Raw genomic sequence first — 23870 nt, 5'->3', positions numbered from 1 at the left:
TTTCACTATTGCTTGATTGCGCTATATGCTAGCGCTGTTTTGTAAACCCCTTGTGTTTGTTTAGGCAGATAAATGAAAAATATTATGGTAGTGATCCTATGGTTTTTAGGTGTCTCTGCCGCTACCCCCGCGTTTGCCGATGAGGCCTCTCCGGAACAACTCGCCCGTCTTTACCTCGATTTTATGGCGCAGAATAGTCGCCAGAGCGAAGCTTTGTGGCCGGGTTTTCGCCTCGAAGATAAAGTGCACCTCTTTAGTTATGGCGGCAACGTCTGGCTGCGTCAGCCCGGTGGCGAAATCATTCAAGATAATAGTGTCTTAGAGTCAGTCAACCTGCAGTCTGGTTTGTCGATTAATTTCGGTTTTCCGCAATATCAAGGTCAGCCAGGGGTATTAATCCAACTCGAAGCGCCGAACATCCAATTTACTGCCGACACTAAGCCCACGGATTTAGCCTTTTTAATCTGGGCCAGTAATGGTCTGCATGAAGCTTTCCATTTTTATGCGCAATCCGAATGGCGAGTATTAGAAGAGGGCAGGCGTTACGAGGGTGAAGTATTTCCGCTCAGCCTCGATGCCCGTTATTACCGTTTACAGTTGTTTGATGCCTTAATGGCGGCGCTGGCACAACCCGAGCAGCAGTCATTACACTTGAGCCATGCGGCCTATTGGTTGCAGCAATGGCGTCAAATTGCGCCGAACGAGGATAGAGTCGGTTACATCAACGACCTCGTCGAAGGCAGCGCTAAGTATGTTGAATTGGCTGCTGGGGCACGTATCTTGAGCCAAAATCAAACCTTACTCGGTTATCAGCAAATACTGACCCAATATGTGCACGACTATTACCAGCAGAGAAAGATGTTGGGTGGTTGGACGGCGGAGGCGGAAAACATCGGCGCCTTGGCGGGCATATTGTTGGATAGCACTCAAGATCCTTATGTGTGGAAAGAGTCTGTCATGTCGGGCATGTTACCGCTAGATTTGCTATTAAATCGCGTGAAACCAGTGCAGCCCTTAGAAAGAAAAGATAATAAACAGAAGAAGCCGCTACAGGAAATGCTAGCGTATTATCCCGCCACTCAAGCGAAATTGTCGCAGCTATTATTGAATGCGCAGGACGTTAGAGTACCGTTATTGGTGATGCCGAGCGTGAGCGATAGCAGTAGTTTTATTGATGTGGGTGATGTGCGTTCTGGTTTTTATGTTGTGCCGTACCAAGATGAAATGACGCAAGCCTATCTAGGGATGAGCGCGCAATTTAGTAACTTGTCAGTGAGTGGCAGTCCATTACTCGATGTTCCTGTACAAAATTATTGTGAGGGCATTGAGGCTGCAACTCTGTTACCTTTGGCATTCCCCTTTCAGCGTGAGGGTCAGTATCTGGTATTCAATGAAGCAGAAGTCCATGGAACTATTAGGGTTTCTGCGAGTGTTGTTGATGGAAGAACCCTCTACTGTGCGATGAATTAATAATGAGAAAAAATCAGCTCGAATTTACCTACATGCGTGGCATTGCGATTATCTTTATCGTACTTGGCCACAGTATTTACAACTCTGGAGAAGGTTTCCCGCTGCTGTTGGAAAACCTATTACGCGGTGGCACGGCCTTGTTCGTGTTTATCTCGGGATACTTTTTCCATCGTATTTTTTATAAGGATTTCGACTACAGTAAGTTCATGAAGAACAAGGTACAGAACGTACTTTATCCTTTTTTAGTCGTGTCTCTGATCGGTTTATTCTGTTTGTGTTTGCGCTGGATTTTTATGGAGCACCAGTCGCTCGGCAAACTCTTGCTGAGTATTTTTTACACAATACGTAACGGTTATATCCTGTATCCGCATTGGTATATTCCATTCATCATGGCGGTATTTTTATTTTCGCCAATATTTTTGTGGTTTATCCGTTGCTCACAGCAGATGCGTTGGACGCTATTTGTACTGAGTTGTGTGGTGGCTATTCTGCTGCATAGACCCATAGGTAACGTCAATTTCATCCACTCAGTGGTGTATTTTATGCCTTTCTATTTGATTGGTATTTTATATTCGCAAGATGAACATATTGTGACGCGCTTTGGTTCTATCTTTACTGCCCTCGCGATGATTTTTTTAGTGGTGAGCTTAGTCGAGCAAACTTATATAGTGCAGCATATTGGTAACTACCATAAGGCTCCGTTTGAATATAACGGCATCGATTGGCAGTTTATTCAAAAACTCTGTTTATGTGTGTTAGTGCTGAATTTCTGCGAATGGTTGTCGGGACGCAGTCGATTGCCTTGGTTAGTGGAAGTGGCTGAGATGAGTTTTGCGATTTTCTTTATTCATCCGCTGTTCGACATGATGTTTAACGCTACTGCGACCTTAATGCGTTACCGTTTACCGCCGGGATCTTGGGTCACTAGCGTGCTCTTCTCCGCGGGGATTTTTATCTTCCTGATGATGGGAAGTATTATTACGGCTCGCTTTATTAAGAAGCGTCTCGGTAACCGTTCACGCACGTATATCGGCTGGTAATCACTTGGCTTATCATCACTAACACTAGGGAAAATTCAGTTTGAATTTATTTCCTAGTGTTAGGGTGTTTTTCATCTAAAAAATGGAGAACATGATGAAGTCCAAAATTGCCCTACAGAGTCTCGCGCTCGCCAGTTTGTCTTCGATTGCCTTACCATCTATAGCGGCTCAAGCTGAGCCCTTATCCACTGAGACGCAGAATGCTTTCTTCGCGCAAATTGCCGCCCATTGTGGCCAAGCTTTTGCGGGAAAAGTGGTTTCGGGTGACACTGCGGACTCGGCCTTTAGCGGTAAGTCCTTAATTATGCACGTGCGCGAATGCAGCGACACTGAGCTTAAGATACCGTTCCATGTCGGTGATGACCATTCACGTACTTGGGTGCTGACTAAAACGCAGCAAGGACTTAAGTTGAAACACGACCATCGCCATCAAGATGGCAGCGAAGATGCTGTGACTATGTATGGCGGCGATACCATGAATGATGGGACAGTGCTGAAACAATCGTTCCCCATTGATAGGGAATCTATCGACAACTTCGTTAAGAATGGGCTAACCCAGTCGATCACGAATGTGTGGCACATGGAAATTACGCCAACAACGTTTAGCTATCAACTCACGCGCGAAAACCGCGATTTCAAAGTCGATTTTGATCTCACTCAACCCGTCGCATTACCGCCAAAACCTTGGGGGCATGAGTAGTTTAGCTGGGCCTATAATTGGGCTGATGTTGCTATAATCTGATGTATTTCGCTTTATTATATGTATTTTATTTGTGATTTGCTTTCAGCATAAACTTTGCTGAAAGCATGCTTTGACATTCTCTATCTGACTCCTTATCAGCATTGCGGAATTACTTCTTACCGTATGAGTATCGACTCTGATACTATTTCTATCTAAACCTAGATATGAACTTATCAGTCCAAAACATGATAGAACTCGATTCTCCAACGCTAATCATCGCACAAGCTATTGTTCAATGGCTGCTTGCAATATTACTGATGGCTGAGAGGGGAATGGATAAAGGGACAAAATACTGGGTTATTGCACTGTTTATTCACGGGATTGCTAACTTACTGCTGTTTTCTCGTCCTTATTTACCTCCCGTTATTGCGGTTATTTTTTATAATTTTTGCGTCACTACTGCGTTTTCATTCAGTTATCTGGCGTTTGCTTGCTTAGTGGGTAAACAAGCGCCGCTTTGGCTCGTTTTATTCCCCATATTCGTGATGATCCTGACTATGTCTATTTATATTGATGACATAGCCATGCGAGTTATTTTTGCAAGTATTATTACGGGTACTCAATTGATCTTAATGGCATTTATTTTAACGAGAGGCAATTGGTCTGGAAGTGAAAAGCTAAAGGGCTGGTTGATGTATTCTACTGGCTTATTCGGGGTAGGCTTTATCGTAAGAGCCTTATTTTGTTATGTAAAACCAGAATTATTTATTCATTTAGTCGCCAAAAGTTCTTTTCAGAGTGGATTAGTGATTGCTGGAATGATTTATATCATTTTCAGCACGGTTGTCATTCTGTTAGTTAGATTGGATAGATTAAACAAAGAGTTATCCACATTAGCTTCGCAGGATAGTTTGACGGGTTTATTTAACCGAAGGGCTTTTATGCATAATGCGACGAGTATCATCGCCAGTGAAAACTTTCCCGTTAGTGTGCTTATGTTAGATCTTGATAATTTTAAGAAAATTAATGACGTACACGGACATAATGTCGGCGATACTGTGCTTAAGCTTTGTGCTGATGCTTTGCAAGATGGACTAAAGCAATATGGCATTATTGGCCGTTTCGGTGGCGAAGAGTTCGCCGCCATTTTACCCAGAGCAGATAGCGAACAAGCATTAGTTGTATCCGAAAAACTTCGATTAGCTATTGAAACAATTAATGTAAATCCAGATATACGGTTATCAATTAGTATTGGTGTGGCGACGTCCAGTAGTGTTTCGAGTATTGAGCCTTTGCTTATTCGGGCCGATAAGGCTTTGTATGAGGCTAAATCTAAAGGTCGCAATCAGGTAATTCATGCAGATCTGTTAGCACTTAATTAGTTTTTTATTCAATGGCTTATTTATTCTGTTATTTCATGTATTCAGCCTTTATACGACCAAGTCACTTGGGAACAAGCTAAAAGTGCTTTCAAACATTGTTTACTTCTATCTTTAAATCATAACGTTATAAAAAAACGGCGAGCACTGAGGCTCGCCGTTTGAGTTAACCGTTTAATGGTTCGTATTAGTTAGCTTTAGGCTCGAAGCTAAAGGCTTGACCCGCAAGGGCTGCTTCAAACATCAAACCGCCTTTCGCTGCGGTAAATACCGCCATGCCGTTAATGTACGAGCCACTTGCCGAGCGATTGCCACCCGATTGGCCTGCGCCTGCTGAGTTGCCTGTGGTTCCCGCTTGAGCACTCGCGCCCATGTTGATGGCAACTGCTGATGCTTGGGCATCAAACTCGAAACTGCCGCTCGTGAAGGCTTCATAGGATTTAGCATCTTTAAAGAAGATGATCTCGCTGTAGGCTTGGCCACCTAATTGAAAACCGATGGATAATTGAGTCAGGCTCGAATCACCCATATAAACACCGCCTTGATAGACTCGGCCCTTGCCATAGGCTGCGCCAATGCCTATGCCGCCTTTACCCACAGTTGGGAATAACGCATAGCCATAGGCTGTGTCGAAAAACTTACTGGTTTCTTTCGCTTTTTGGAAATTGACTACCGCCTGATCATAGCTTTCATCCGCATGTGCAGTGGGCGCCGCAAATAGGCTCACGATAAGGCATGTCGATGCCGCAATGGCAGTTAAAAATGATTTCATGGTAACGCCTCTTCAAGTCTTCAGTTGCTCCAGACTAGCCTTTATCGACACAAATGACAGCCAAAAGTGACTCCTGTGTCAGCTTAGGTTCAGTGTTCGACTCAATGGTTGGAGTGATATTGATGGTGATTATTGGAGTGTGGTTTCGCTAATTAGTTCTTAGGTGGTGAAGAAGCTTGGTGTTTTTCTGTGTCGTCCTGCTGAATTTGATGTAAGAATTCATACTCCTCAGGGGTGAGCACATTTTCAATCGCGATCGGGCGTGGCTGTGGTTGGGGTTTAGCCAGGCGACCTTTTAGGTAGGCAGATCGGGTGATTTGTTTCAGGCCGTATACGGCCAACATATACATGCTCAGCAGTAAGGTGAGTCTTGGTAACGCATGGGATAGCAACGATAAGTTATCACCAAGATAGAAGGGCAAAATCACCACAAACACGCGGATCAACCAGTTCAACAACATGGCTAAAGTCAAACCTATCAGCCACCGAAACCGAATGGTACCGAGCGCCTCTTGGGTTAATGTGGCATCACTTTGATTGCGTTTATGCCGACGAAACAGCACCCACAGCGCGATAAAGTAACAACAGGTTTGTATTGATAGCAGTGCGGGCAGTATGGCGCCCCATTGGCTAATGCTAATTTCCTTCAGCATCTGTGTTAAAGGTTGCCACTCCCCGTAGGGATGCGCGCTTAATCTTAGGGCGATATCTAAAATGGCGAAAACTAAGGTAAATGCTGACGGCCAGTAATGTTTTGAAAACCCTAGTGGTTTATTAGTTGGTACTAAGCTGCGTTTGCAGTAGAGATAGAGCAAAGGCATAAGCAAAAAATAGATAGGGTTAATCAGGTTGAATAGAATATGGATCGGAATTGGACTGTTATCGCGGTTCAACAATCCCGTTAGGAAGTACAGGGCGATGAGACTTAAGAAAGCGGCGAGGAGTTTTTGGTTACCGTCTGGGTGATAAAAGTAGCGAATATAAATAGCTAACGCGAGGCAATGTACGCCTCCGAATAACGACAACCACCAGTAAGCTTGAGCGAAAAAAGTATTAAAATCGTTCATATGCGATACCTCGAGCCCTGTTATATCAGGGAAATCGGCTCGGTAAAAGTATCGCCGTTAGTTTTTCTGCTGGCTTGCTATGCGCTGATGACGATTTGAAGCCGCCTCGGGCACAGCGCTGGGAACGGGAATGCGTTCCGCGAGTAAGTGTTTGATTGCACGAATGGGATGCGGTAACAGCATCCGAGGGCCGGAGAAGATCATGATCTCTTTGACGATTTGTTTTTGCGCTGGTTTGTAGCAATGTACTGGGCATTTATTGCAGGTGGGTTTGCTTTGTCCGTAGGGGCAGCGATCTAGGCGCGTTGCGGCATAATCCAATAACTCAATGCAATCTGCGCATAGGCCCGTCGCGTCTTGGCCTTGGTGTTTTGCCTTGCAATAAATCATCACCATAGCGGCAATTGTCTGGTGCTCGTACAGGAGTTTGCCCGTAAGCAGTGTGGCTGTGCCCATTGGAATACCTTAGCTTGTCACTCGGAAATCCCATCATAGGCAGTGAAATTGGCGCTGACAAAACGAAAGCGCCAATTTATGAAGGTGCGCACAAAATGGGGCTTTAAACAATCCCGCCCTCTTAGCATACGCACCTAAAAGTAAACCTTAGATATGCATCACTTTGTGGGCAGCCAGTGTCCAGCGAGTTAAATCTTGTAGCGTACCTATGCGCGCGCCTTCGATGATCATTTCCGCCGTGACGCCTCGCGCTTGAGCGCAGGTCTTACAAAGCAGGATAGGCACTTGCTGCGCTGAGAGGATCTCGAACATCTGTTGTAGGTTATAGCTTAAGTCGGGTGTGGTTTGATTTTTGAGTGCGCCAAACACGGCATCAGACATGAGAAAGAGTTTAAGATCGACGGCTTGTTCATCCTGATCCTTCAGTGCTAATGCGATGCGTAGGCTGTTAAATAGCTTTTCTGTCCCGTAGGGGCTAGCGTGGGCCACGATAAGAATACTTTGCATCAGGTTTTCCTTATATTTGTCGTAAACTGGGCGATTGGGGTGATAAGGCAACGCGGTTCCGTCAGTCTAGCGCAATTGGCTATAACTATTTGAGCGCAAGCTCGTATAAAAAGGCATAAATACTTGATTTACACCGACACAATGGACTTTAATAGCGGTTAATCTCTGCTCAATTTTTAGCTAGACTCGGTTGCCATGGACACTGTCCTAATGGATTTTGGCAAACCAATTGACACGGCTTCTGACGAGAAGCGGCCATCAAAGGTGAACAAGAATGAAGATCATAGTCGTATTTATACTAATTGCTGTCGGGGTGTTTTTATTCCTTCGCGCGCAGCGATTGGCGAAAGAAGAACAAGAGGCGATGAAACCCAAGTCGACCACGGTAAAACCTGTTGTTCCTACCGAAGACGCACCTATTTCCTCCGCTGCTGAGCCTGAGCGCGTAGAGCCTGAACCAGTTGAGCCGGCAGTGGACACTCGCGTGGTGGAAGTTGAGCCCGTCATCGAAGTGGAAGCGGAATTAATGCCCCGTGAGACGAATGAGCCAGCGAACATTTCGGTGGCGCTAGACACAGATATCATCGAAGTCGATATTCCTGCGGCCCATAATGAAGAGGCGGTGATCATCTTAGGCACCACGCCAACAGATGAACAAGCTGACACCGAAGGTGATGTTAAGACGGAAGCAGAGCCAGCATCGAGCAAGCGTTCAGAGGTCGGTGCACCAGGGGCTTGGGCGAATGTAACCTTAGTTCGGGCCTTTGAGGAGTATCAAGGGGCAACGTCAGCCAGTGCTCGCTATACCGCGCTGCAAAATATGGTCGCTGAGTGCTACAAGCAGCGTAAATCGGCAGATTATCTTAACTATGGCGCTCAGTTAGCTGAAGAATATGTCGCACTGTTCCAAGCGGCTAGCGCCGAGCAAGGCAAAGATACTGAGCTTAAGTCTTCCGGTTTCTTGCATTTAGCCACCTTACTAAATGATACCCAAGCCTTCGATGCCGCCATTGTCATTTGTCGTAAAGCATTAGAGCTTGGGCTGAGCGATGGCACTGTCACTGGCTTTGAGGGCCGGATCAATCGGATTGAGAAAGCACAGGCTAGAGCAACTACGGCTTAACACTTTGGTTGGGAGCGCTTAGCGGGTAAACCCTTAAACGAAAAGCGGTTATTTCCCTCGTCTAAGCAGTGTAGAATCCCTGCTAACTGAATGCGCAAAAGGCGAACTAAGGTTCGCTTTTTTTATGGGCTTGATAGGGGAAAAATGAAACTAAGCTATGCCTTACCGAATGTCTTATTCGGGCTTGGATTATTGCTACTCAGTGGCTGTACTAAAACCCCAGAATGGACCCTATTTTATTATCCCGATGTGAGTGCCATTCCGGTGACGCCTTTGCAGGCCGAGGATATTAATGGCTACTACGACACCCTAGCGCAATGCCAGAGCAAGGCCCACGGCATGCAGCGTCTAAGCAGCTCTGGCGTGAGTGGCTTTGGCCTTGGGGTGTATCAATGTGGGCACCTATGTGAGTTCGACGATAAGTCGGTGCTGGTTTGCAAGACCATGAGCCAATAGGTGGACAAGATGAAGTTTAAACAGGATTTTTTTACACAGTTACCTGAGTTTTACTCGCAAGTGTACCCGCAAGGGATTACTAAGCCTGAATGGCTGGCATGGAGTGATGACGCTGCGCAATTGATTGGCTTAAGCCAACCCACAGATGAGTTGTTATTGGGCTTGTCTGGCAATGCCGCCGTCGATGGCGCGACTTACTATGCCCAAGTGTATAGCGGCCACCAATTTGGCGGTTATACGCCGCGCTTAGGGGATGGACGCTCGATCATTTTAGGTGAAGCGATTGGCCCAAATGGCGCATGGGATGTCGCCCTTAAAGGCGGCGGTCCGACGCCTTATTCGCGCCGTGGTGATGGTCGAGCTGTGATGCGCTCTGCCGTGCGTGAGTTTTTAGTCTCTGAGGCGTTGCATCATTTGCACGTGCCGACGACCCGCGCCTTGGCCGTGATTGGCTCTGACCTGCCCGTATGGCGTGAGAGCCAAGAAACCGCAGCCATTACAGTGCGTTTAGCCCGCAGCCATATTCGTTTCGGTCATTTCGAGTTTTTCTGCCACAGTGAGTGCGGCCGTGCCGATAAGCTGATTCAATTACTCAACTTCACTATTACTCAGCACTATCCCCATTTGAGTTGTGATGCCGCAGGCTATAAAGCGTGGTTTTTACAGGTAGTGCAAGATACCGCCAAGATGATTGCCTACTGGCAGGCGGTCGGTTTTGCCCATGGCGTGATGAACACAGACAATATGTCGATTCTGGGTGACAGTTTTGACTTCGGTCCCTTTGCGTTCCTCGATACATTCCAAGAAGATTTTATCTGCAATCATTCGGATCCCGAAGGTCGTTATGCCTTTGGACAGCAACCGGGTGTCGGTTTGTGGAACTTGCAACGCTTAGCGCAGGCGCTTACTCCTGTGATCCCATCCGATGACTTAATTGCCATTCTTAATCAATACCAAGAGGCGCTAGTGCAGCCTTATTTGCGCTTGATGCGGGCAAAACTAGGTCTATCCATCGTTGATGTTCCGTCGGCGGAGCTGGACAAACAGGATCTCGACCTCATAGGTCGATTCACTGTGCTGATGGAGAAGAATCAGCTTGATTACACTCAGACTTGGCGCCAATTAGGCAAGTTAGATCCGACCAGCAAACACAGTGCGCTACGGGATGACTTTATTGATGTCAGCCAGTTTGATGCTTGGTACCAATCCTACCAACAACGATTGGGCGCAGTAGCGGATATCCCAACGTGGCAAACTGAGCGCAATAGTGTGAATCCCAAATATATTTTGCGTAACTATTTAGCCCAAGAGGCGATAATCGCGGTGGAAGAGGGTAATCTTGCGCCGCTGCATTTGCTGCAAAAAATCTTAACTCAGCCCTTTGCTGAACACGCAGAACATGAAGACTTGGCCAAGCGTCCACCGGACTGGGGCCAAGGTTTGATCATGTCATGTAGTAGTTGATTGGATAACAAGCATGAAATTACCAAGCACGCATTTAAAAGCTATTAGCTTAGATACCATAAGCTTAGATAGAAGCGCCTTAAGTTTAGCGGTCAGTGCGGATATCGATTTTGATCGTTTCGCTGATTTTGCCGAACCCTTAGCCGCGGCGCTCGATTGCACTGTGCGGGAGCGTCAGTGGGGCGCCGACAGGCATCAATGGTTATTAGAATTTGAAGGCAGCCAGTTATGGCTCAATTATGAGTTTTACGGCAACATTTGCTGGCTCTCGACTGAACGAGAAGCCGATTTTGAGGTGCTGGAATACTTAGCTACTTTGCTGCAACCTCACCTAAGAGTGAACTGAATATGAGTCAGAATATGACGCCACCGACCACGAGTTCTAGCGGCGCTGAGTTTCATTTTCAAGCGCTAACACCGGATTTGATCTTAGATGCGATCGAAAGTCTGGGCGTGTACCCAGAAACAGGCTTGCTCGCGCTGAACAGTTACGAGAACCGCGTGTATCAGTTCCGCAGCGATGAAGGTCTGCGCTATGTGGTGAAGTTCTATCGTCCCGACCGTTGGAGCGACGCGCAGATCCAAGAGGAGCATGATTATGCGCTCGCACTTGCGGCAGAAGATATCCCAATTGCGGTACCTGTGATCATCGAAGGTCATACCTTACACAAGTACCAAGGCTATCGATTTACCCTGTTTCCTTCCTTGGGTGGCCGTGCCTTTGAAGTCGATAATTTAGAACAGCTGGAATTAGTGGGTCGATTCATCGGTCGTATACATCAGTACGCAGCGCAAACTGTATTTGCTGAACGTGAACCGCTGAATCCGCAGATTTTAGGCGCCGAGCCGCTCGCGTGGTTAAAGCAATCCAATCTGGTACCTAACAGCCTACGCTTGCCGTTTTTTACCGTCGTTGAGCAAGTGTTGGCTAAGGCGAATGCGATTTGGGATCGCCAAGATTTTGCGGCCATTCGTTTGCATGGCGATTTACACCCAGGCAATATTTTGTGGACGCCAGATGGTCCCGGATTCGTCGATTTAGACGATGCTCGCATGGGGCCGGCGATTCAAGATTTATGGATGATGTTAACGGGTGATAGAGCGCAGCAGTTGATGCAGCTTGAGATATTACTCGAAGCCTATGAAGAGTTTTGTGAGTTTGATACAAGGCAGTTAGCCTTGATTGAACCGCTGCGGGCGCTGCGTATGGTGCACTACAACGCGTGGATTGGTCGTCGCTGGGACGATCCAGCTTTCCCGATGAACTTCCCTTGGTTTGGGGATGAAAAGTATTGGGAACAGCAGATCTTGGCATTTAAGGAGCAGCTTTTTGCCCTTGGCGAGCCACCACTGAGCCTAGTGCCTTATTAGTATTGAGCAAAATATGATGTCACAGACGTATCTTGTGACATTAGATTGAACTCTTAAGCTTGAGTTACACTCAAAAAATGGAATATGTTAGTCTCCAGCCAATTTATCAAAAATGATTTAAGGAATGTTCATGAAAAAAGTATTACTTATGGCCGCGGCTTTGTTACTGGCGCCACTGGCTGTATCGGCTGTGGAATACCAAGAAGGTGTGCATTACACAGTGATTAACGATGGCCCAGCAACCGCTAAGCCAGAGATCACCGAGTTTTTCTCTTTCTATTGCCCACACTGCTTTAATTTCTCTAAAACGGTAGTGCCAAAAATTCTCGCCGAAAAGCCTGAAGGCGTAGCGTTTAACCAAGCACACGTTGATTTTATTGGTAAAGAAATGGGCGTTGAAATGTCACGCGCATTCGCAGTTGCGCATCAGTTAAACGTCGATGATAAAATGGATGCGGCGTTATTCTCTGCCATTCATGAGAAAAAAGAACACTTCACTAGCCTTGCCGATATTCGCGCTCTTTTCGTGGCTAACGGTGTCGATGGTAAAACCTTCGATGCGGCCGCTGAGTCTTTCATGGTGAAGGCGCAAATGGCGAAAATGAAGCGTGATACTGAAAACGCTAAGCTGACTGGCGTACCTGCTCTCGTCGTTAACGGTAAGTATCGTGTTGAAACCGGTGCGATTAAATCCTACGACGAACTGTTAGATATCGCTTTCTACTTAGCAAAAAAATAGTTCGGATGACCTTATCACACCGCTGTCATCTGAGCGGTTGATAATACTGCACGTACAGCGTTTTAAAGGGAGCCTTAAGGCTCCTTTTTTGTTGCGGCAAAGAACAACAGTAAGGTGAAACGAGCAGAGACAGCTGCTGTAAGGCATACGGTAGGCTGTTAGAGGGGTTAGTCGTTTGAACTCATTGAATAAAGACGAGGTAAAAAATGGGCAAAAAAAACCGTACTTCTTATAACGGAAAGTACGGACTTGAGCCAGAGGACTCATTTTTACCCTGAGTAACGCTGCTAATTTAACAGAGCGTCAAAAAATTGGCAAGTGACATTATTATGGCGCTTTGTTTTTTTGGTTTGCAGCATGGCATATTGGTAAGTTAACTAAATCAGATGATTAACAGTGTTGGGCAATCAAATATGAAAAAAAGCCCCCGAAAGATGAACTCAAGTGGTAAAGCTTCTGTCAAACAACTGTAATCAATAACAACAAGAATGCTTGTAGGTGGTCATATGAGAGTTTTTCCTGTCTACGCACCTAAGCTTATCGTTAAGCACGCGCGTATTTTTCTCACTGGTGTTATTTGGGTTAAAGACTTAGGACGATTGGAATTTGAGAAGGGGCGGTTTTTACTGCCAAGAAAAAGCCTGCCAAAAGTGAAGCAGGCTATTTTAGAATTGAACGAACTGATCGAAGCGCAGCATCATCAAACAAATGCTGTTTAGATTTCGCTGTTTAACAAGCCAACAAGGCCAGTCACTTTTTCGTTCCAAGAAGTGAGTTCTTCTTGTAGTTGCTGGTTTTGCGCATTCAATTGTTGATTGTGCTCACTCAGCGTAGACGCTTTTTGCTTCTCTTCTTCAAGCTCCATTTTTAGAAGCTCGATAGTTTCGAGTGCAGCCTGGATTTTGGTTTCCAGTTTGGACAGTAATTCAAGGCTCATCTGGAGAGTCCTATGGTTTCTGGATGGGACTGTGATTCTAGCAGTGCCTAGAACTTAAGGAATAGCGATTCTTGTCGTTTGGTCAAAAAACACCCTATTACTGGGTTCTAAATTAAGTTTTTTTGCATTTGTTATTAACTCGTTAGTATTCTTGGTTTTATTTTTTATCGGAATGGTCCATGTCGCCTAGTCTGCTCGCCATACTCCCGCTACTGTTGACCTTAACCTTAGCCCTGTTTTTACGCCGCACGCTGGTGGCGTTAGGCGTTGGTATCGTCTCTGGCGCCCTATTGATCGCCCAATTTGACCCGCTACAAACTGGGCGGTATTTGCTTGATATCGGTGTTAAACAATTTTATGCCCAAGGCGCGTGGCAAGCGTGGCACCTCAATGTGCTATTGGCCATGTTGCTGCTAGGTAGCATGACGCAGTTGTTAGCACGTGGCGGCGCCGTGGGTCAGTTTGGCGATTGGCTATATAGCCGTATCCGCACTGAGCGTCAGGCGCGTCTGGGAGTGGTTTTCCTCGGTTGGTTAGTGTTCATTGATGGGATTTTCAGTTGCCTTGCCGTCGGTCATGTTTGTCAGCCATTGAGCCAGCGTTATGGCATTCGCCATGAGCAGCTCGCTTATCTGGTCGATTCCAATGCCTCGCCCCTGTGCGCGCTATTGCCTTTCTCCAGTTGGGGCCCCTATGTGATGGCACTTATTGCGGGGATCAGCTTTTTGCCAGTGTCGCCGCTGGAAGCCTTTATAGATGTGGCCTTATTCAACTTTTACGCCATAGTGACCTTAGGTTTGTCCGTGCTTGTCGCTTGGTATGGCGTGGGTTTTCGCTCTTTTGTCGCCGCTACCGTGGTGGAATCTTCAAGTACAGTCGAGACCAAGGGTAATCCTTGGCTGCTCGCGATTCCTATGCTGACTCTGTTATTGGCTTCAGTGGGATTAACTTTGTGGTCGGGGGCTCAGCAGGTCTCTTCTTGGGATGTGTCGCTCTGGATGGCTAAGGCCGATATTGGCGCCTCTATGCGCGATGCTTGTTTGTTGGCGACCTTGGTCACTCTGATTATGCTGGGCTTGTCTGGGCGACGCTTAACGGCGTTAGTGGGGGATTTGAGCCACGGTGTGCGCATGATCGCCTTTGCCATTGCAATTTTGCTCTGCACTTGGATGATTGGCGCTGTTATCCAAGATCTTGGCGTGGCGAAATTGTTGGCCGCTTGGGCTAAATCTTATCTTTCTCCGCACTTGCTGGTGGCGGGCATGTTTTTACTCTGCGCGATAATGGCTTTTGCGACGGGTTCAAGCTGGGGCACATTTGCGATTATGATCCCGATTGGCGCTGAGATTGCCCATAATTTAGATCCTCATCTGTTATTGCCAGTATTGAGCGCTGTGATGGCAGGGTCAGTTTTTGGCGATCACTGCTCGCCCATTTCAGATACCAGCGTGCTCAGTGCGACCAGTTCAGGTTGCGCTCCCCATGACCACGTGGTGACCCAGTTGCCCTTTGCATTAATCGCGGCGTGTTCGGCCTTGGTTGGATTCCAATTAGTGAATTTAGAAGTGGCGACGCCGTTAGTGTGGTTGGCCGTGGTGAGCTGTGGTCTCGGTTTATTTGCCTTGATGGCGCGCTTCTATTCGCCTTGGCCTAAGTTAGCGGCGCAGACATAACGCCTGTTTATCGTTAAAATGGCCTATTCAGTTTGAGCTGAACCAATTATTTAAATGTACTGATTTAAGAGATGATCAATATGAGCATTACCCGTTTAGACGTTGGCACCCGCATGAGCAGCATAGTCATTCACCAAGGTACTGTGTATCTGTGTGGTCAAGTGGCGAAGGATAAGTATCAAGAAATTACTGAACAAACCGTCACTATGCTTGAAGAAGTCGATACCTTGTTGGCGCAGGCGGGGAGTTCGCGTGAGCATGTATTATCAGCGACTATCTATCTGAAAGACATGGGTGATTACGATGCGATGAATGCCGTATGGGATGCTTGGGTGCCTAAAGGCCATGCGCCAGCCCGCGCTTGCGTGCAAGCTGCCATTGCTGAGCCGGAATATTTGGTTGAAGTGTCTGTAATAGCGGCGGTCGCGGTTTAAGCGCTAAGCTATTTTTCGCCCTGTTTAGAAACCTATTTCAATCCCTATTTAGAATCCTGTCACCGAGTGTCATCACTCGGTGAAGCTTTTCCGCAATACACCTCGCTATCTAAACCTGCATTGTTCATCACGTTCACTCTCTTCTAGCTAAATCTTTCAGCTTTAACCTAATAAGTATTCCATTAAATGTTTAGGCACAAGCGGTGGATGATCCACATATTGGATTGAGAGTGCCGCGGCGATCGCATCAATATTCTGTTGCGCTAAGCCCTGTTCGATAATGGCAAACGCCCAAGGAGCCTCAGTTTTGAGCTTTAGGTAATAAGGCGTGTTGATAAATTGTGCGAGTGAGTAAGCCGCGCCACCTAAACCATACCCCCAACCCTCGCTGACCTGAAAGGGTCTATCAAGATGCGCCGTATCAAACTCAATCAGCTGGGGATATTGGCCATTATGCCCACCGGTCCAGTGACCGATTTCAACCGCTAACATTATCTTTGCCATGTGTTGTCCTCGCTAACCTTGTTTAGTGGCAATCTGCATCCTGCCAAATTCAGCATTCACATCGACAGGCGTGATAGCGACGATATGGTCGAGCCTAAGAGATTGTTTATTTTGTTGCTGCTGGATAACAAGCCACTCGGTTTTGTCGGCTCTGGTTTGCGTGGTGATGGCTTGACCTTGGCACTGCGTGCCATCAATCAACTCAATCTTGAGCTGATAACCGCGCAGGCAGGCAAGTTCGAGGTAATCGTAGTGCTCACAGGGGATCATCTTATAGTCAGACATAGGTTTATCTCATCGGGAGTTCGACCCCATTGTGGCAAAAATACTTGCCATTGGCATTATGTGTGACCCAATGCGGGTTGTTTTATCTTGTATCTAATGCAGTGTGAAAGGCTGAGCCAAGCATGTTAGCGAGTTTTTTATTGCTTAGACCTTTATACCCAAGCTACCTGAAGATACGAGTTTCAGAGCGCCTAGGGTGCTTCAATTCAAGGCGCATCAATGACAGAATGTCGGTCACCTTTTGAATTGATGCAACACGGAAGTGGAGTTCCCTAGGCGCTCCGTCCCGGCGGGTTTTAATGCACTTTATGCTGTGTTGGTTATTTTTAACTTAGCCCACTAGGTCCGCAAATAACCGCAATCGCCATGGATGGCGTGAATGCCATTTATGCAGGAGCAATAAAGGGCCTTGCCTAAAGTGCGTTAAATTCCCGCGGAATCCTGCATCTTCAGATTGTTTGGGTATAGATATGCGCGCCCCTCTTGACTTTATTCCTGTCGCTCCCTAGTCTGCTTGTTCAGTAATCAAGGTGGTATGCGATGGAAATAACTTACAATTTAAAACCTGCGTCCGAGCGCCGTACTGAGCAATTCAAGCCCGAGGGGAATGTGGGCTTTGGTAGCCTCAGAACCGATCATATGTTTTTGATGGATTATCATGACGGACAATGGTGCGATCCACGCATCGTTCCCTATGGTCCATTTGAAATGGCACCGGGTGCAATGGCGTTGCATTATGGCCAGTCGATCTTCGAAGGCGCGAAAGCCTTTATGCATGAAGATGGCGAGATTTATACTTTCCGTATTAATAAGAATGCCGAGCGGATGAATCGCTCCGCCGATATCGTCTGTATTCCTAACATCGATGAACAAGTGCAGATGGATGCGATCAATGCGTTGATCGATGTCGATCGTCTGTGGTTCCCGATGCAGGAAGGTGCGTGTCTGTATATTCGCCCCTTTATTTTTGCGACTGAAGACCGTCTCTCTGTTAGCCCAAGCACGCGTTATACCTTCTGTGTGGTATTAAGCCCAAGTGGTGCTTATTACGCCGCTGGCGTGAACAAAGGCATACGCTTGCTGATCAGCAAAACTTTCCATCGCGCGGTATCGGGTGGCACTGGCGCCTCAAAAGCGGCGGGTAACTATGCGGCTTCGTTGCGTGCGGGTAAAGCCGCGGCAGCCTTTGGTGCATCGCAAGTGTTATATCTCGACTCGACCAATCAACAGATTGAAGAAGCGGGCGCGATGAACCATTTCCACATCTTAAAAGATGGCACTGTGATTATTCCTACCTTCACAGATACCATTCTTAAGTCGATCACCTCGCAATCCATCATGGAATTGGGTGAGATGCTTGGTTGTGAAGTGCGCCAAGAGACTGTCATGCTTGATCAATTTATCGCCGATATCGAATCGGGTGAAATTATCGAGGCGGGTGGTTTTGGTACGGCAGCCGTGGTTTCAGCCGTGGGCTCCTACATTTTTGAAGATGGCCACATAGTCACAGTTGGTAATGGTGAAGTGGGCGAGCATATTCAGCGCATCTACAAACTGTATACCGAAATCCAAAAGGGCCACATTCAAGGTCCTGAAGGCTGGGTTAAGCGTGTTGAACGTTTAGCAAAGTAAGGAATTTGTGGTGATGTTTAAAGGCTCCTAGGAGCCTTTTTTATTGGCTGATTTTGACGATGACATTTGTAGGCTTCGCCTCAAATCAAATCAAATCAAATCGGCTGTGGCTTAGATTGATTCTTGAGTAAAGTTAAAAAGTCTGCAGCACTTAAGGGTTTACTGAGTAAGAAACCTTGTACTTGATCGCAACCCTGCATCGCCAAGAAGTTGAGTTGTTCTTGGGTCTCTACGCCTTCGGCGACAACGTTGAGGTCTAAACTGTGGGCGAGGGCGATAATGGCGCTGGTGATGGCCGCATCGTCGGGATCATTGGTGATGTCTCTGACGAACTCTCGATCAATTTTCAGCGTGTCTATCGGGAAGCGTTTGAGATAACTCAGGCTCGAATAACCCGTCCCAAAATCATCCACTGCTATGGTTAAGCCTAGGGCCTTGAGTTTTGACAAAATACTGACTGACTCTTGCGGATTGCCCATGATCATCGACTCTGTCAGTTCAAGCTCAAGGGATTGTGCCGGGAGACCAGAAACTGCCAAGGCAACTTCTATGGTGGAGATAATATCGGCCTTAAGTTGGCGCGCCGATAGGTTAACGGCAACAGTGATACCGTTGAATCCTAAGCTATTCCATTCGGCTAATTGCTGGCAGGCTTGATTGATCACCCAATGGCCAATTTGGGTGATGATGCCGGTTTCTTCCGCCAGCGGAATAAACTCGACGGGGGAAATGGGGCCAAGTTCAGTGTGATGCCAACGTAAAAGCGCTTCTATCCCAGTCAGCGAGCCATCTTTTAAACAGAACTTAGGCTGATAAACTAAGCTCAACTCGTTGCGTTGAATCGCCTCTTTTAACCCACTTTCGAGTTGCACATGGCGAGTGGCAATTTCATTTAACTTAGAAGTATAAAACTGGAAGTTATTTCTACCCGAGGATTTCGCGTGGTACATGGCTGTATCGGCAAATTTAATCAGCGAGTCGGCATTATCAGCATCGTTTGGATAGAGACTGATGCCGATGGAGGTCGAAATGGTTAGCGTTTTATCGTCCAATAAGAAGGGCGTTTGGAATGCTCTGAGTACTTTTTCTGAGATCAAAGTGGCGGCTTTGGTTTTCGCCACCCCTTCTAAAATAATGGTAAATTCATCACCACCTAGGCGTGCGACCGTATCGCCATCGCGCACCGCATTTTGCAGTCTTCTGGCGACTGCTTTGAGCAGTAAATCGCCGACATGGTGACCCATGGAGTCGTTGATATGTTTAAAGCGGTCGAGATCTAAAAACAGTAAGGCGACGATATTGTTCGCCCTATGCGCTTGGGTAATCGCGTGATTGAGCCTGTCTTGGAATAAGGTTCGGTTTGGCAGGCCCGTTAAGGTGTCGAAACTGGCGAGAAAACGCAGATCTTCTTCGGCTTTTTTCCGCTGTGTGATGTCGGTAAATACCGCGACGAAGTGACTGGTTTCACCTTTAATATCGATAACTTGGTTGATCTCAAGCCAGACTAAAATCGCCTGCCGTTGTTTATTGCGGATCCACAGTTCCCCGACCCAATGTTTATGGCGCAGCAGCTGTTGTTCAATGGTATTGAACAATTCACGCTGTTGGCGCCCAAAGGCTAAATGAATGAAATGCCTGTCGGTGATTTGGCGCTCTGTGTAGCCAGTAATGGCACAAAAGGCAGGGTTAACCGAGCGAATGCGATAGTCTAGGCCCGCAACGACAACCGCTTCATTCATACTGTTGAGCACTTGCGAGGACAATACCAGCTCGTTCTCAATCAGTTTACGAGAGGTGATATTACGATTAGTCCCTGTCATGCGGATTGGGTTATCTAGGCTATCTTTTTCAACCACTTTGCCACGGTCTAAAATCCACACCCAATTACCCGGTGAGCGTTCGACACGGTACTCGGCTTCGAAGAAAGGCGAGCGGCCTTGAAGGTGCTCGTTTAGCTCAAGTTTGAATCTCTCTCTGTCTTCAGAGTGCATGCTCTCATGGGCAATATTGCTGCTGTTCCAATGGGGAATCGAAGAGTCCATATTGGTACGATAGACTTGGTTTTCGGGTATGTTCCAGTCCCACATGCCATCGCCAGACGCCCAAAGTGCCAGCTTTAGCCGCTCCTCTGAGGCGCGGATACTGGTTTCAAATTCACGTTGTTGTTGGCGTTTGTTCCTACGCCAGATAATGGCCCAAGCCAGCAGTCCTAAAGTGAGTAAGAAATAGAGGATATAGGCGAATTGAGTGCGATAGAAGGGGGCTTGCACATTCAGATCGACAAGCAGCGCATAGGCACCTTCTGAGTTATATTGCAGCCCATGACGAACATGTAATCGGTAATGGCCAGGATTGATGTTAGTAAAGGTGATTTCATTGCCTGTGGGTAGCTCATGCCATCTGTTATCAAACCCTTCGAGATAATAGCTGAAACGGTTTCTACCCGTGTAGCTGAAATCCAATGAGGTCACCTCAAAACTGATTAGCTGATCGCTATAGTCCATCACTATGCTAGGGGGGCGGCTTAAATCGAGAATCGTATGGCCTTTTCCCGCAATGCTATAGCCAGTGAGCGCGACTTTAACATCGGGTCGTTGATCTGGAATCGACTCTGGATTGAAACGATTGATGCCATTAATGCCACCAAACCAAAGATCACCATCGCTGTCCTGCAGTTTTACGCCGCCGTTAAACTCCAGTGCCTGCAATCCTTCCTGTTCGTTGAATATGATGACGCGATTGGTTTTAGGGTCAAGTTTGCCTATGCCGGCATTGCTGCTAAACCAAATATTATGTTCTTGGTCCTCAAGTAAGGCGTAAATGGTATCGCTTGGTAATCCCTGCTCGCGGGTGTAATGAGTAAAGCCTGCATTGGCATCTTGAGAAGGTAATATACTGATGCCACCATGGGTGGCGAACCACACCTCGCCCGCCTGAGTCACTAAAATATCGCGGACACGGTTATTGATTAAGCTTTTCTTATTAGCAGCTTGATGGAAGTAAGATTTACCTATGCCCGTTTTCATATCCAGTTTCAGCAGGCCATCGAGTGTGCCTATCCAAAGCATATCTTTGTGCGCTCTTAGGATTAAAAACTGGTTTTGTGCCGGATGGAAATTATCAATATGTGCCAATGAGATAAAAGTAAATTCATCGGTATCGATAGCCTTGCGATAGAGGGCGTGGGTCGTTGCGACCCAGAGATGGCCTTGATCATCAATTTCTAAACTTCGGATGTAATTGGCTTCAGAGCCTTGGTCTGTACTTGCTGAGACCTTGAGTAATTGGAAATCTCCCTCTGGCGATAGCCGACCAAGTCCATAGTTAGTGGCAAACCAGAGCACGCCTGCTTTGTCTTGATCAATATCTCGCAGGGTGAGATTTAAATTGCGTTGATGCATCCCTAAGGCGTTCGCAAATCTCTCCGTAAAGTGCTCATATTGCCCGTTCGTTAACATGCGCTTAAGCCCAGCGCCTTCAGTACCTATCCAGAGGGCATCATCTTTACTGCGGAACAAGGTGCGAATATTGTTACTCTGTTGCGACAGATCTGGGGTGTATTCGAAAATATGCTGAAAATACTGGCGGCGGGTATTTATTTTATCTAAGCCCGAATAACTGGCGCCTAACCATAAATTACCAAAGGGATCTTGCAGCAAACTCAGTATGTTGTTTTCACTGATACTGTTGGTGCGCTTAGGATCATACCTGTGGTAAGTCGCATTGAATGCTTTGTTGTTTCTCTCCAGTTGAATAAGACCCGCTTCAGGCCCTACGACCCAAAAATCACCCTGTTCAGTTTGGATAAAATCCTTGATATAAGGCACGTTATCGTCGGTCTGCCAAAGGATTTCGCCCTGTTGCGAGGCTAAGTTGTAGTGCCATAGCTGTCCACCGAGCGCTAAGCTGATCGAATAGGCCGAGTTCGCTTTAATTTGATAGGCCGTGACATTTTGCGGCACGTTCAAGCGGGTGATGGTATTTGCACTGACAGCAAAGGTGCCGCTATCTTGGGTTCCAGCTAACAGATAAGTGTTTTCAACATTGGCTAGGCTTGTGATATGGGGTTCGACACTATTACCTAAACTCACTTGGGTAATGCGTTTAGTTTTGATCGATAGGGAAAATAGCCCTGCTTTAGTACCAATCCAGAGTGTATTACCCACTATGCTGAGTTTGGTGGTGCGGGGATCGGTTAAGCCTTGTTCTTGGCCAAAGTGTTCAAAGGTCCCAGTGCTCAAATCGAGTCGATTGACTCCTTGGCTGAACGTGGAAACCCAGATGTAGCCTTCTGAATCTTGAATAATGTCAGAGACATAACTTTCAGAAATACTGTTAGGATCGTTGGGTGAGTGGGTGAAAATATTGAAGTTATGACCATTATAGGCATGCAAACCATCTTGAGTGCCAATCCACAACATGCCAGCACTGTCCATAAACAGGCTGGTAATTGTATTCTGGTTGAGACCATCTTCACTGCGAATATGTTCAAATTTAAGCTGTGTAAAAGCCGCACTCAAGGGTTGCGTTAATCCATTGCACGATATCCCCCACAAACTTAGGATACAAAGCGCGCTTAGCACAAGCTTGTGGATTAGTTGACTCAAATTTTCCCCTACCAAAAAACGGACCCATCCTGATTAGGTTTCTATTTAGTTTAGTTCTTAGCCTAGACCTTAAATGCCATTTTGTTGTAAAAATTTAGTTTAAATAACTGACTTGGTTTAAAAATAACCAAAATCGATGGGCGCGATTCTATCACCGATCATGCGATAGCTTAAATATACTGTTTCAGTGTCTTTGTGCTGGTTATGACGAGCTTTTTTTCCCGTGTTTAAGCTTAAGAATCTTAGCACTGTTTAAGATAGGCCAACATATGATGCTGCGACAAATGCAGCGAAAACCAGTGCGTGGGGTCACTAAAATCACGAGGGCGAATAGAAAAAGACCTTGCCGGAAGGGGGAGAAGCAAGGTCTTTGGTTGAACTATTTTAAGGCTATAGCGGGTGCATCTCAGTTATGGCCATAACCGAGGTCAAGATCTAAATACGCTTGTGTGTTTATGATCCGTTCACGCTCAGCAAACGACACCATCTTCTCGGCAATGCTGTCACTGTCACCTTGCTCGAGAATGGTGCGTAAGGTGTGCTGACAAGCATGGATAGTCGCTCGCTGTAAGTCAGAGGGAATAATAATGAACTTGTATCCCAACTCTTGCAGTCTGTCCTTCGACACCAGCGGTGTTTTACCACTGTGGAACATATTGATGAGCTTAGGCTGCTTAATATGTTTAGCGATCAATTCAATTTGCTCAACGGTTTCGGGTGCTTCGACAAAGATCACGTCGGCACCTGCCGCTAAATACGCTTGTGAGCGTTCAATTGCAGCGTTGAATCCTTCAACGGCGATCGCATCAGTGCGGGCAATTAAGATAAAATCTGGATCAGTTTGGCTGTCCTTGGCGACATGGATCTTGTGCACCATTTCTTGGGTACTCACCAAAGATTTATCATTCAGATGGCCGCAGCGCTTTGGAAAGGTTTGATCTTCCAAGTGCAATGCTGCGACACCCGCTCGCTCAAAGGCTTTTACTGTGCGACTCACGTTGATGGCATTACCAAACCCAGTATCCGCATCCGCTATGATGGGTACTTGGGTCACTTCGACCATTTGCTCGAGTCGATGCAGCACTTCGCTAAAGCTCAGCATGCCTATATCGGGGAAACCACAACTTCTCGCAATCGCGCCGCCACTGGCGTAAATCAGCTTAAAACCTGTCTGTTCGGCTAAACGTGCCGTCATTCCATCGTAAACAACGGGTGCGACGTGAATATCATCACCACTTAGCATTTGTCGTAATGCCGTTGTTTTTTTCATTT

At 46.7% G+C, this 23870-nt stretch carries 23 protein-coding genes; 14 read left to right on the top strand and 9 right to left on the bottom strand.

The window, feature by feature from the left end; genetic code table 11:
- The first annotated feature begins 72 nt into the window (after positions 1-72).
- The 4 genes from OX890_RS00410 to OX890_RS00395 all read left to right on the top strand — a co-directional run bounded on the left by OX890_RS00410 (position 73) and on the right by OX890_RS00395 (position 4574).
- Positions 73-1470, top strand: a complete 1398-nt coding sequence (locus tag OX890_RS00410; protein WP_268649908.1) for a hypothetical protein — start codon at positions 73-75, stop codon at positions 1468-1470.
- Positions 1471-1472: 2 nt separating this feature from the next.
- Positions 1473-2510 (top strand): acyltransferase family protein, encoded by a 1038-nt coding sequence (locus OX890_RS00405; RefSeq protein ID WP_268649907.1) that lies wholly within the window; start codon positions 1473-1475, stop codon positions 2508-2510.
- A gap of 94 nt (positions 2511-2604) precedes the next feature.
- Complete coding sequence (locus tag OX890_RS00400; protein WP_268650638.1) at positions 2605-3210, top strand: hypothetical protein; 606 nt, start codon at positions 2605-2607, stop codon at positions 3208-3210.
- A 227-nt stretch (positions 3211-3437) separates the two neighbouring features.
- Positions 3438-4574, top strand: a complete 1137-nt coding sequence (locus OX890_RS00395) for a GGDEF domain-containing protein (protein WP_268649906.1) — start codon at positions 3438-3440, stop codon at positions 4572-4574.
- A gap of 184 nt (positions 4575-4758) precedes the next feature.
- Here OX890_RS00395 and OX890_RS00390 read toward each other — a convergent pair whose 3' ends face one another.
- From OX890_RS00390 to OX890_RS00375, 4 genes are all read right to left on the bottom strand, one after another.
- On the bottom strand, positions 4759-5343 hold the full coding sequence (locus tag OX890_RS00390; protein ID WP_006083498.1) for a YSC84-related protein: 585 nt from the start codon (positions 5341-5343) through the stop codon (positions 4759-4761).
- Between the two features lie 152 nt (positions 5344-5495).
- Positions 5496-6410: a hypothetical protein gene (locus tag OX890_RS00385; protein WP_268649905.1), complete on the bottom strand. Its 915-nt coding sequence runs from the start codon at positions 6408-6410 to the stop codon at positions 5496-5498.
- Positions 6411-6467: 57 nt separating this feature from the next.
- Positions 6468-6866: a nitrous oxide-stimulated promoter family protein gene (locus OX890_RS00380; protein WP_268649904.1), complete on the bottom strand. Its 399-nt coding sequence runs from the start codon at positions 6864-6866 to the stop codon at positions 6468-6470.
- A 147-nt stretch (positions 6867-7013) separates the two neighbouring features.
- Positions 7014-7373, bottom strand: a complete 360-nt coding sequence (locus OX890_RS00375; protein WP_268649903.1) for a DsrE/DsrF/TusD sulfur relay family protein — start codon at positions 7371-7373, stop codon at positions 7014-7016.
- Positions 7374-7647: 274 nt separating this feature from the next.
- Here OX890_RS00375 and OX890_RS00370 point away from each other — a divergent pair, with 274 nt between their 5' ends.
- The 7 genes from OX890_RS00370 (at position 7648) to OX890_RS00340 (ending at position 13245) form a co-directional block, all read left to right on the top strand.
- Positions 7648-8496: a hypothetical protein gene (locus OX890_RS00370; protein ID WP_268649902.1), complete on the top strand. Its 849-nt coding sequence runs from the start codon at positions 7648-7650 to the stop codon at positions 8494-8496.
- 144 nt (positions 8497-8640) lie between these two features.
- Positions 8641-8952 (top strand): hypothetical protein, encoded by a 312-nt coding sequence (locus tag OX890_RS00365; protein ID WP_012090451.1) that lies wholly within the window; start codon positions 8641-8643, stop codon positions 8950-8952.
- Positions 8953-8961: 9 nt separating this feature from the next.
- Positions 8962-10416, top strand: coding sequence for a protein adenylyltransferase SelO (locus tag OX890_RS00360; protein WP_268649901.1), 1455 nt, complete (start codon positions 8962-8964; stop codon positions 10414-10416).
- Positions 10417-10429: 13 nt separating this feature from the next.
- Positions 10430-10762: a DUF3630 family protein gene (locus OX890_RS00355; protein WP_006083491.1), complete on the top strand. Its 333-nt coding sequence runs from the start codon at positions 10430-10432 to the stop codon at positions 10760-10762.
- Between the two features lie 2 nt (positions 10763-10764).
- Complete coding sequence (locus tag OX890_RS00350; protein ID WP_006083490.1) at positions 10765-11787, top strand: serine/threonine protein kinase; 1023 nt, start codon at positions 10765-10767, stop codon at positions 11785-11787.
- A 130-nt stretch (positions 11788-11917) separates the two neighbouring features.
- Complete coding sequence (locus OX890_RS00345; protein WP_006083489.1) at positions 11918-12526, top strand: thiol:disulfide interchange protein DsbA/DsbL; 609 nt, start codon at positions 11918-11920, stop codon at positions 12524-12526.
- A 506-nt stretch (positions 12527-13032) separates the two neighbouring features.
- Positions 13033-13245: a DUF1107 domain-containing protein gene (locus OX890_RS00340; protein ID WP_006083486.1), complete on the top strand. Its 213-nt coding sequence runs from the start codon at positions 13033-13035 to the stop codon at positions 13243-13245.
- Here the strand turns inward: OX890_RS00340 and OX890_RS00335 are convergent.
- The gene (locus tag OX890_RS00335; protein WP_006083484.1) at positions 13242-13463 is read right to left on the bottom strand and encodes a cell division protein ZapB; all 222 of its coding nucleotides are present in this window, start codon (positions 13461-13463) and stop codon (positions 13242-13244) included. The genes OX890_RS00340 and OX890_RS00335 overlap by 4 nt on opposite strands.
- 179 nt (positions 13464-13642) lie before the next feature.
- Here OX890_RS00335 and OX890_RS00330 point away from each other — a divergent pair, with 179 nt between their 5' ends.
- Together OX890_RS00330 and OX890_RS00325 are read left to right on the top strand one after the other, a co-directional pair.
- Complete coding sequence (locus OX890_RS00330; protein ID WP_006084462.1) at positions 13643-15136, top strand: Na+/H+ antiporter NhaC family protein; 1494 nt, start codon at positions 13643-13645, stop codon at positions 15134-15136.
- A gap of 80 nt (positions 15137-15216) precedes the next feature.
- Complete coding sequence (locus tag OX890_RS00325) at positions 15217-15570, top strand: RidA family protein (RefSeq protein ID WP_126493021.1); 354 nt, start codon at positions 15217-15219, stop codon at positions 15568-15570.
- Between the two features lie 162 nt (positions 15571-15732).
- Here the strand turns inward: OX890_RS00325 and OX890_RS00320 are convergent, their stop codons facing one another.
- Positions 15733-16074, bottom strand: a complete 342-nt coding sequence (locus OX890_RS00320) for a hypothetical protein (RefSeq protein ID WP_126493019.1) — start codon at positions 16072-16074, stop codon at positions 15733-15735.
- A 12-nt stretch (positions 16075-16086) separates the two neighbouring features.
- Positions 16087-16359, bottom strand: coding sequence for a Rho-binding antiterminator (locus OX890_RS00315; RefSeq protein ID WP_071940624.1), 273 nt, complete (start codon positions 16357-16359; stop codon positions 16087-16089).
- A gap of 540 nt (positions 16360-16899) precedes the next feature.
- Between OX890_RS00315 and OX890_RS00310 the strand changes: the two genes are divergently transcribed.
- Positions 16900-17991: a branched-chain amino acid aminotransferase gene (locus tag OX890_RS00310; protein ID WP_106649153.1), complete on the top strand. Its 1092-nt coding sequence runs from the start codon at positions 16900-16902 to the stop codon at positions 17989-17991.
- A 95-nt stretch (positions 17992-18086) separates the two neighbouring features.
- Here OX890_RS00310 and OX890_RS00305 read toward each other — a convergent pair whose 3' ends face one another.
- Positions 18087-22613 carry an EAL domain-containing protein gene (locus tag OX890_RS00305; protein WP_268649900.1) on the bottom strand — a complete coding sequence of 1509 codons (4527 nt, stop codon included), beginning with the start codon at positions 22611-22613 and terminating at the stop codon, positions 18087-18089.
- 391 nt (positions 22614-23004) lie between these two features.
- Positions 23005-23868, bottom strand: a complete 864-nt coding sequence (locus OX890_RS00300; protein ID WP_126493015.1) for an isocitrate lyase/PEP mutase family protein — start codon at positions 23866-23868, stop codon at positions 23005-23007.
- Positions 23869-23870 lie beyond the last annotated feature (2 nt).

This window comes from Shewanella sp. DAU305 (genome assembly GCF_026802235.1).
Classification (GTDB): Bacteria; Pseudomonadota; Gammaproteobacteria; order Enterobacterales; family Shewanellaceae; genus Shewanella; species Shewanella baltica.
This window is presented reverse-complemented; position numbering and strand designations above follow the sequence as displayed.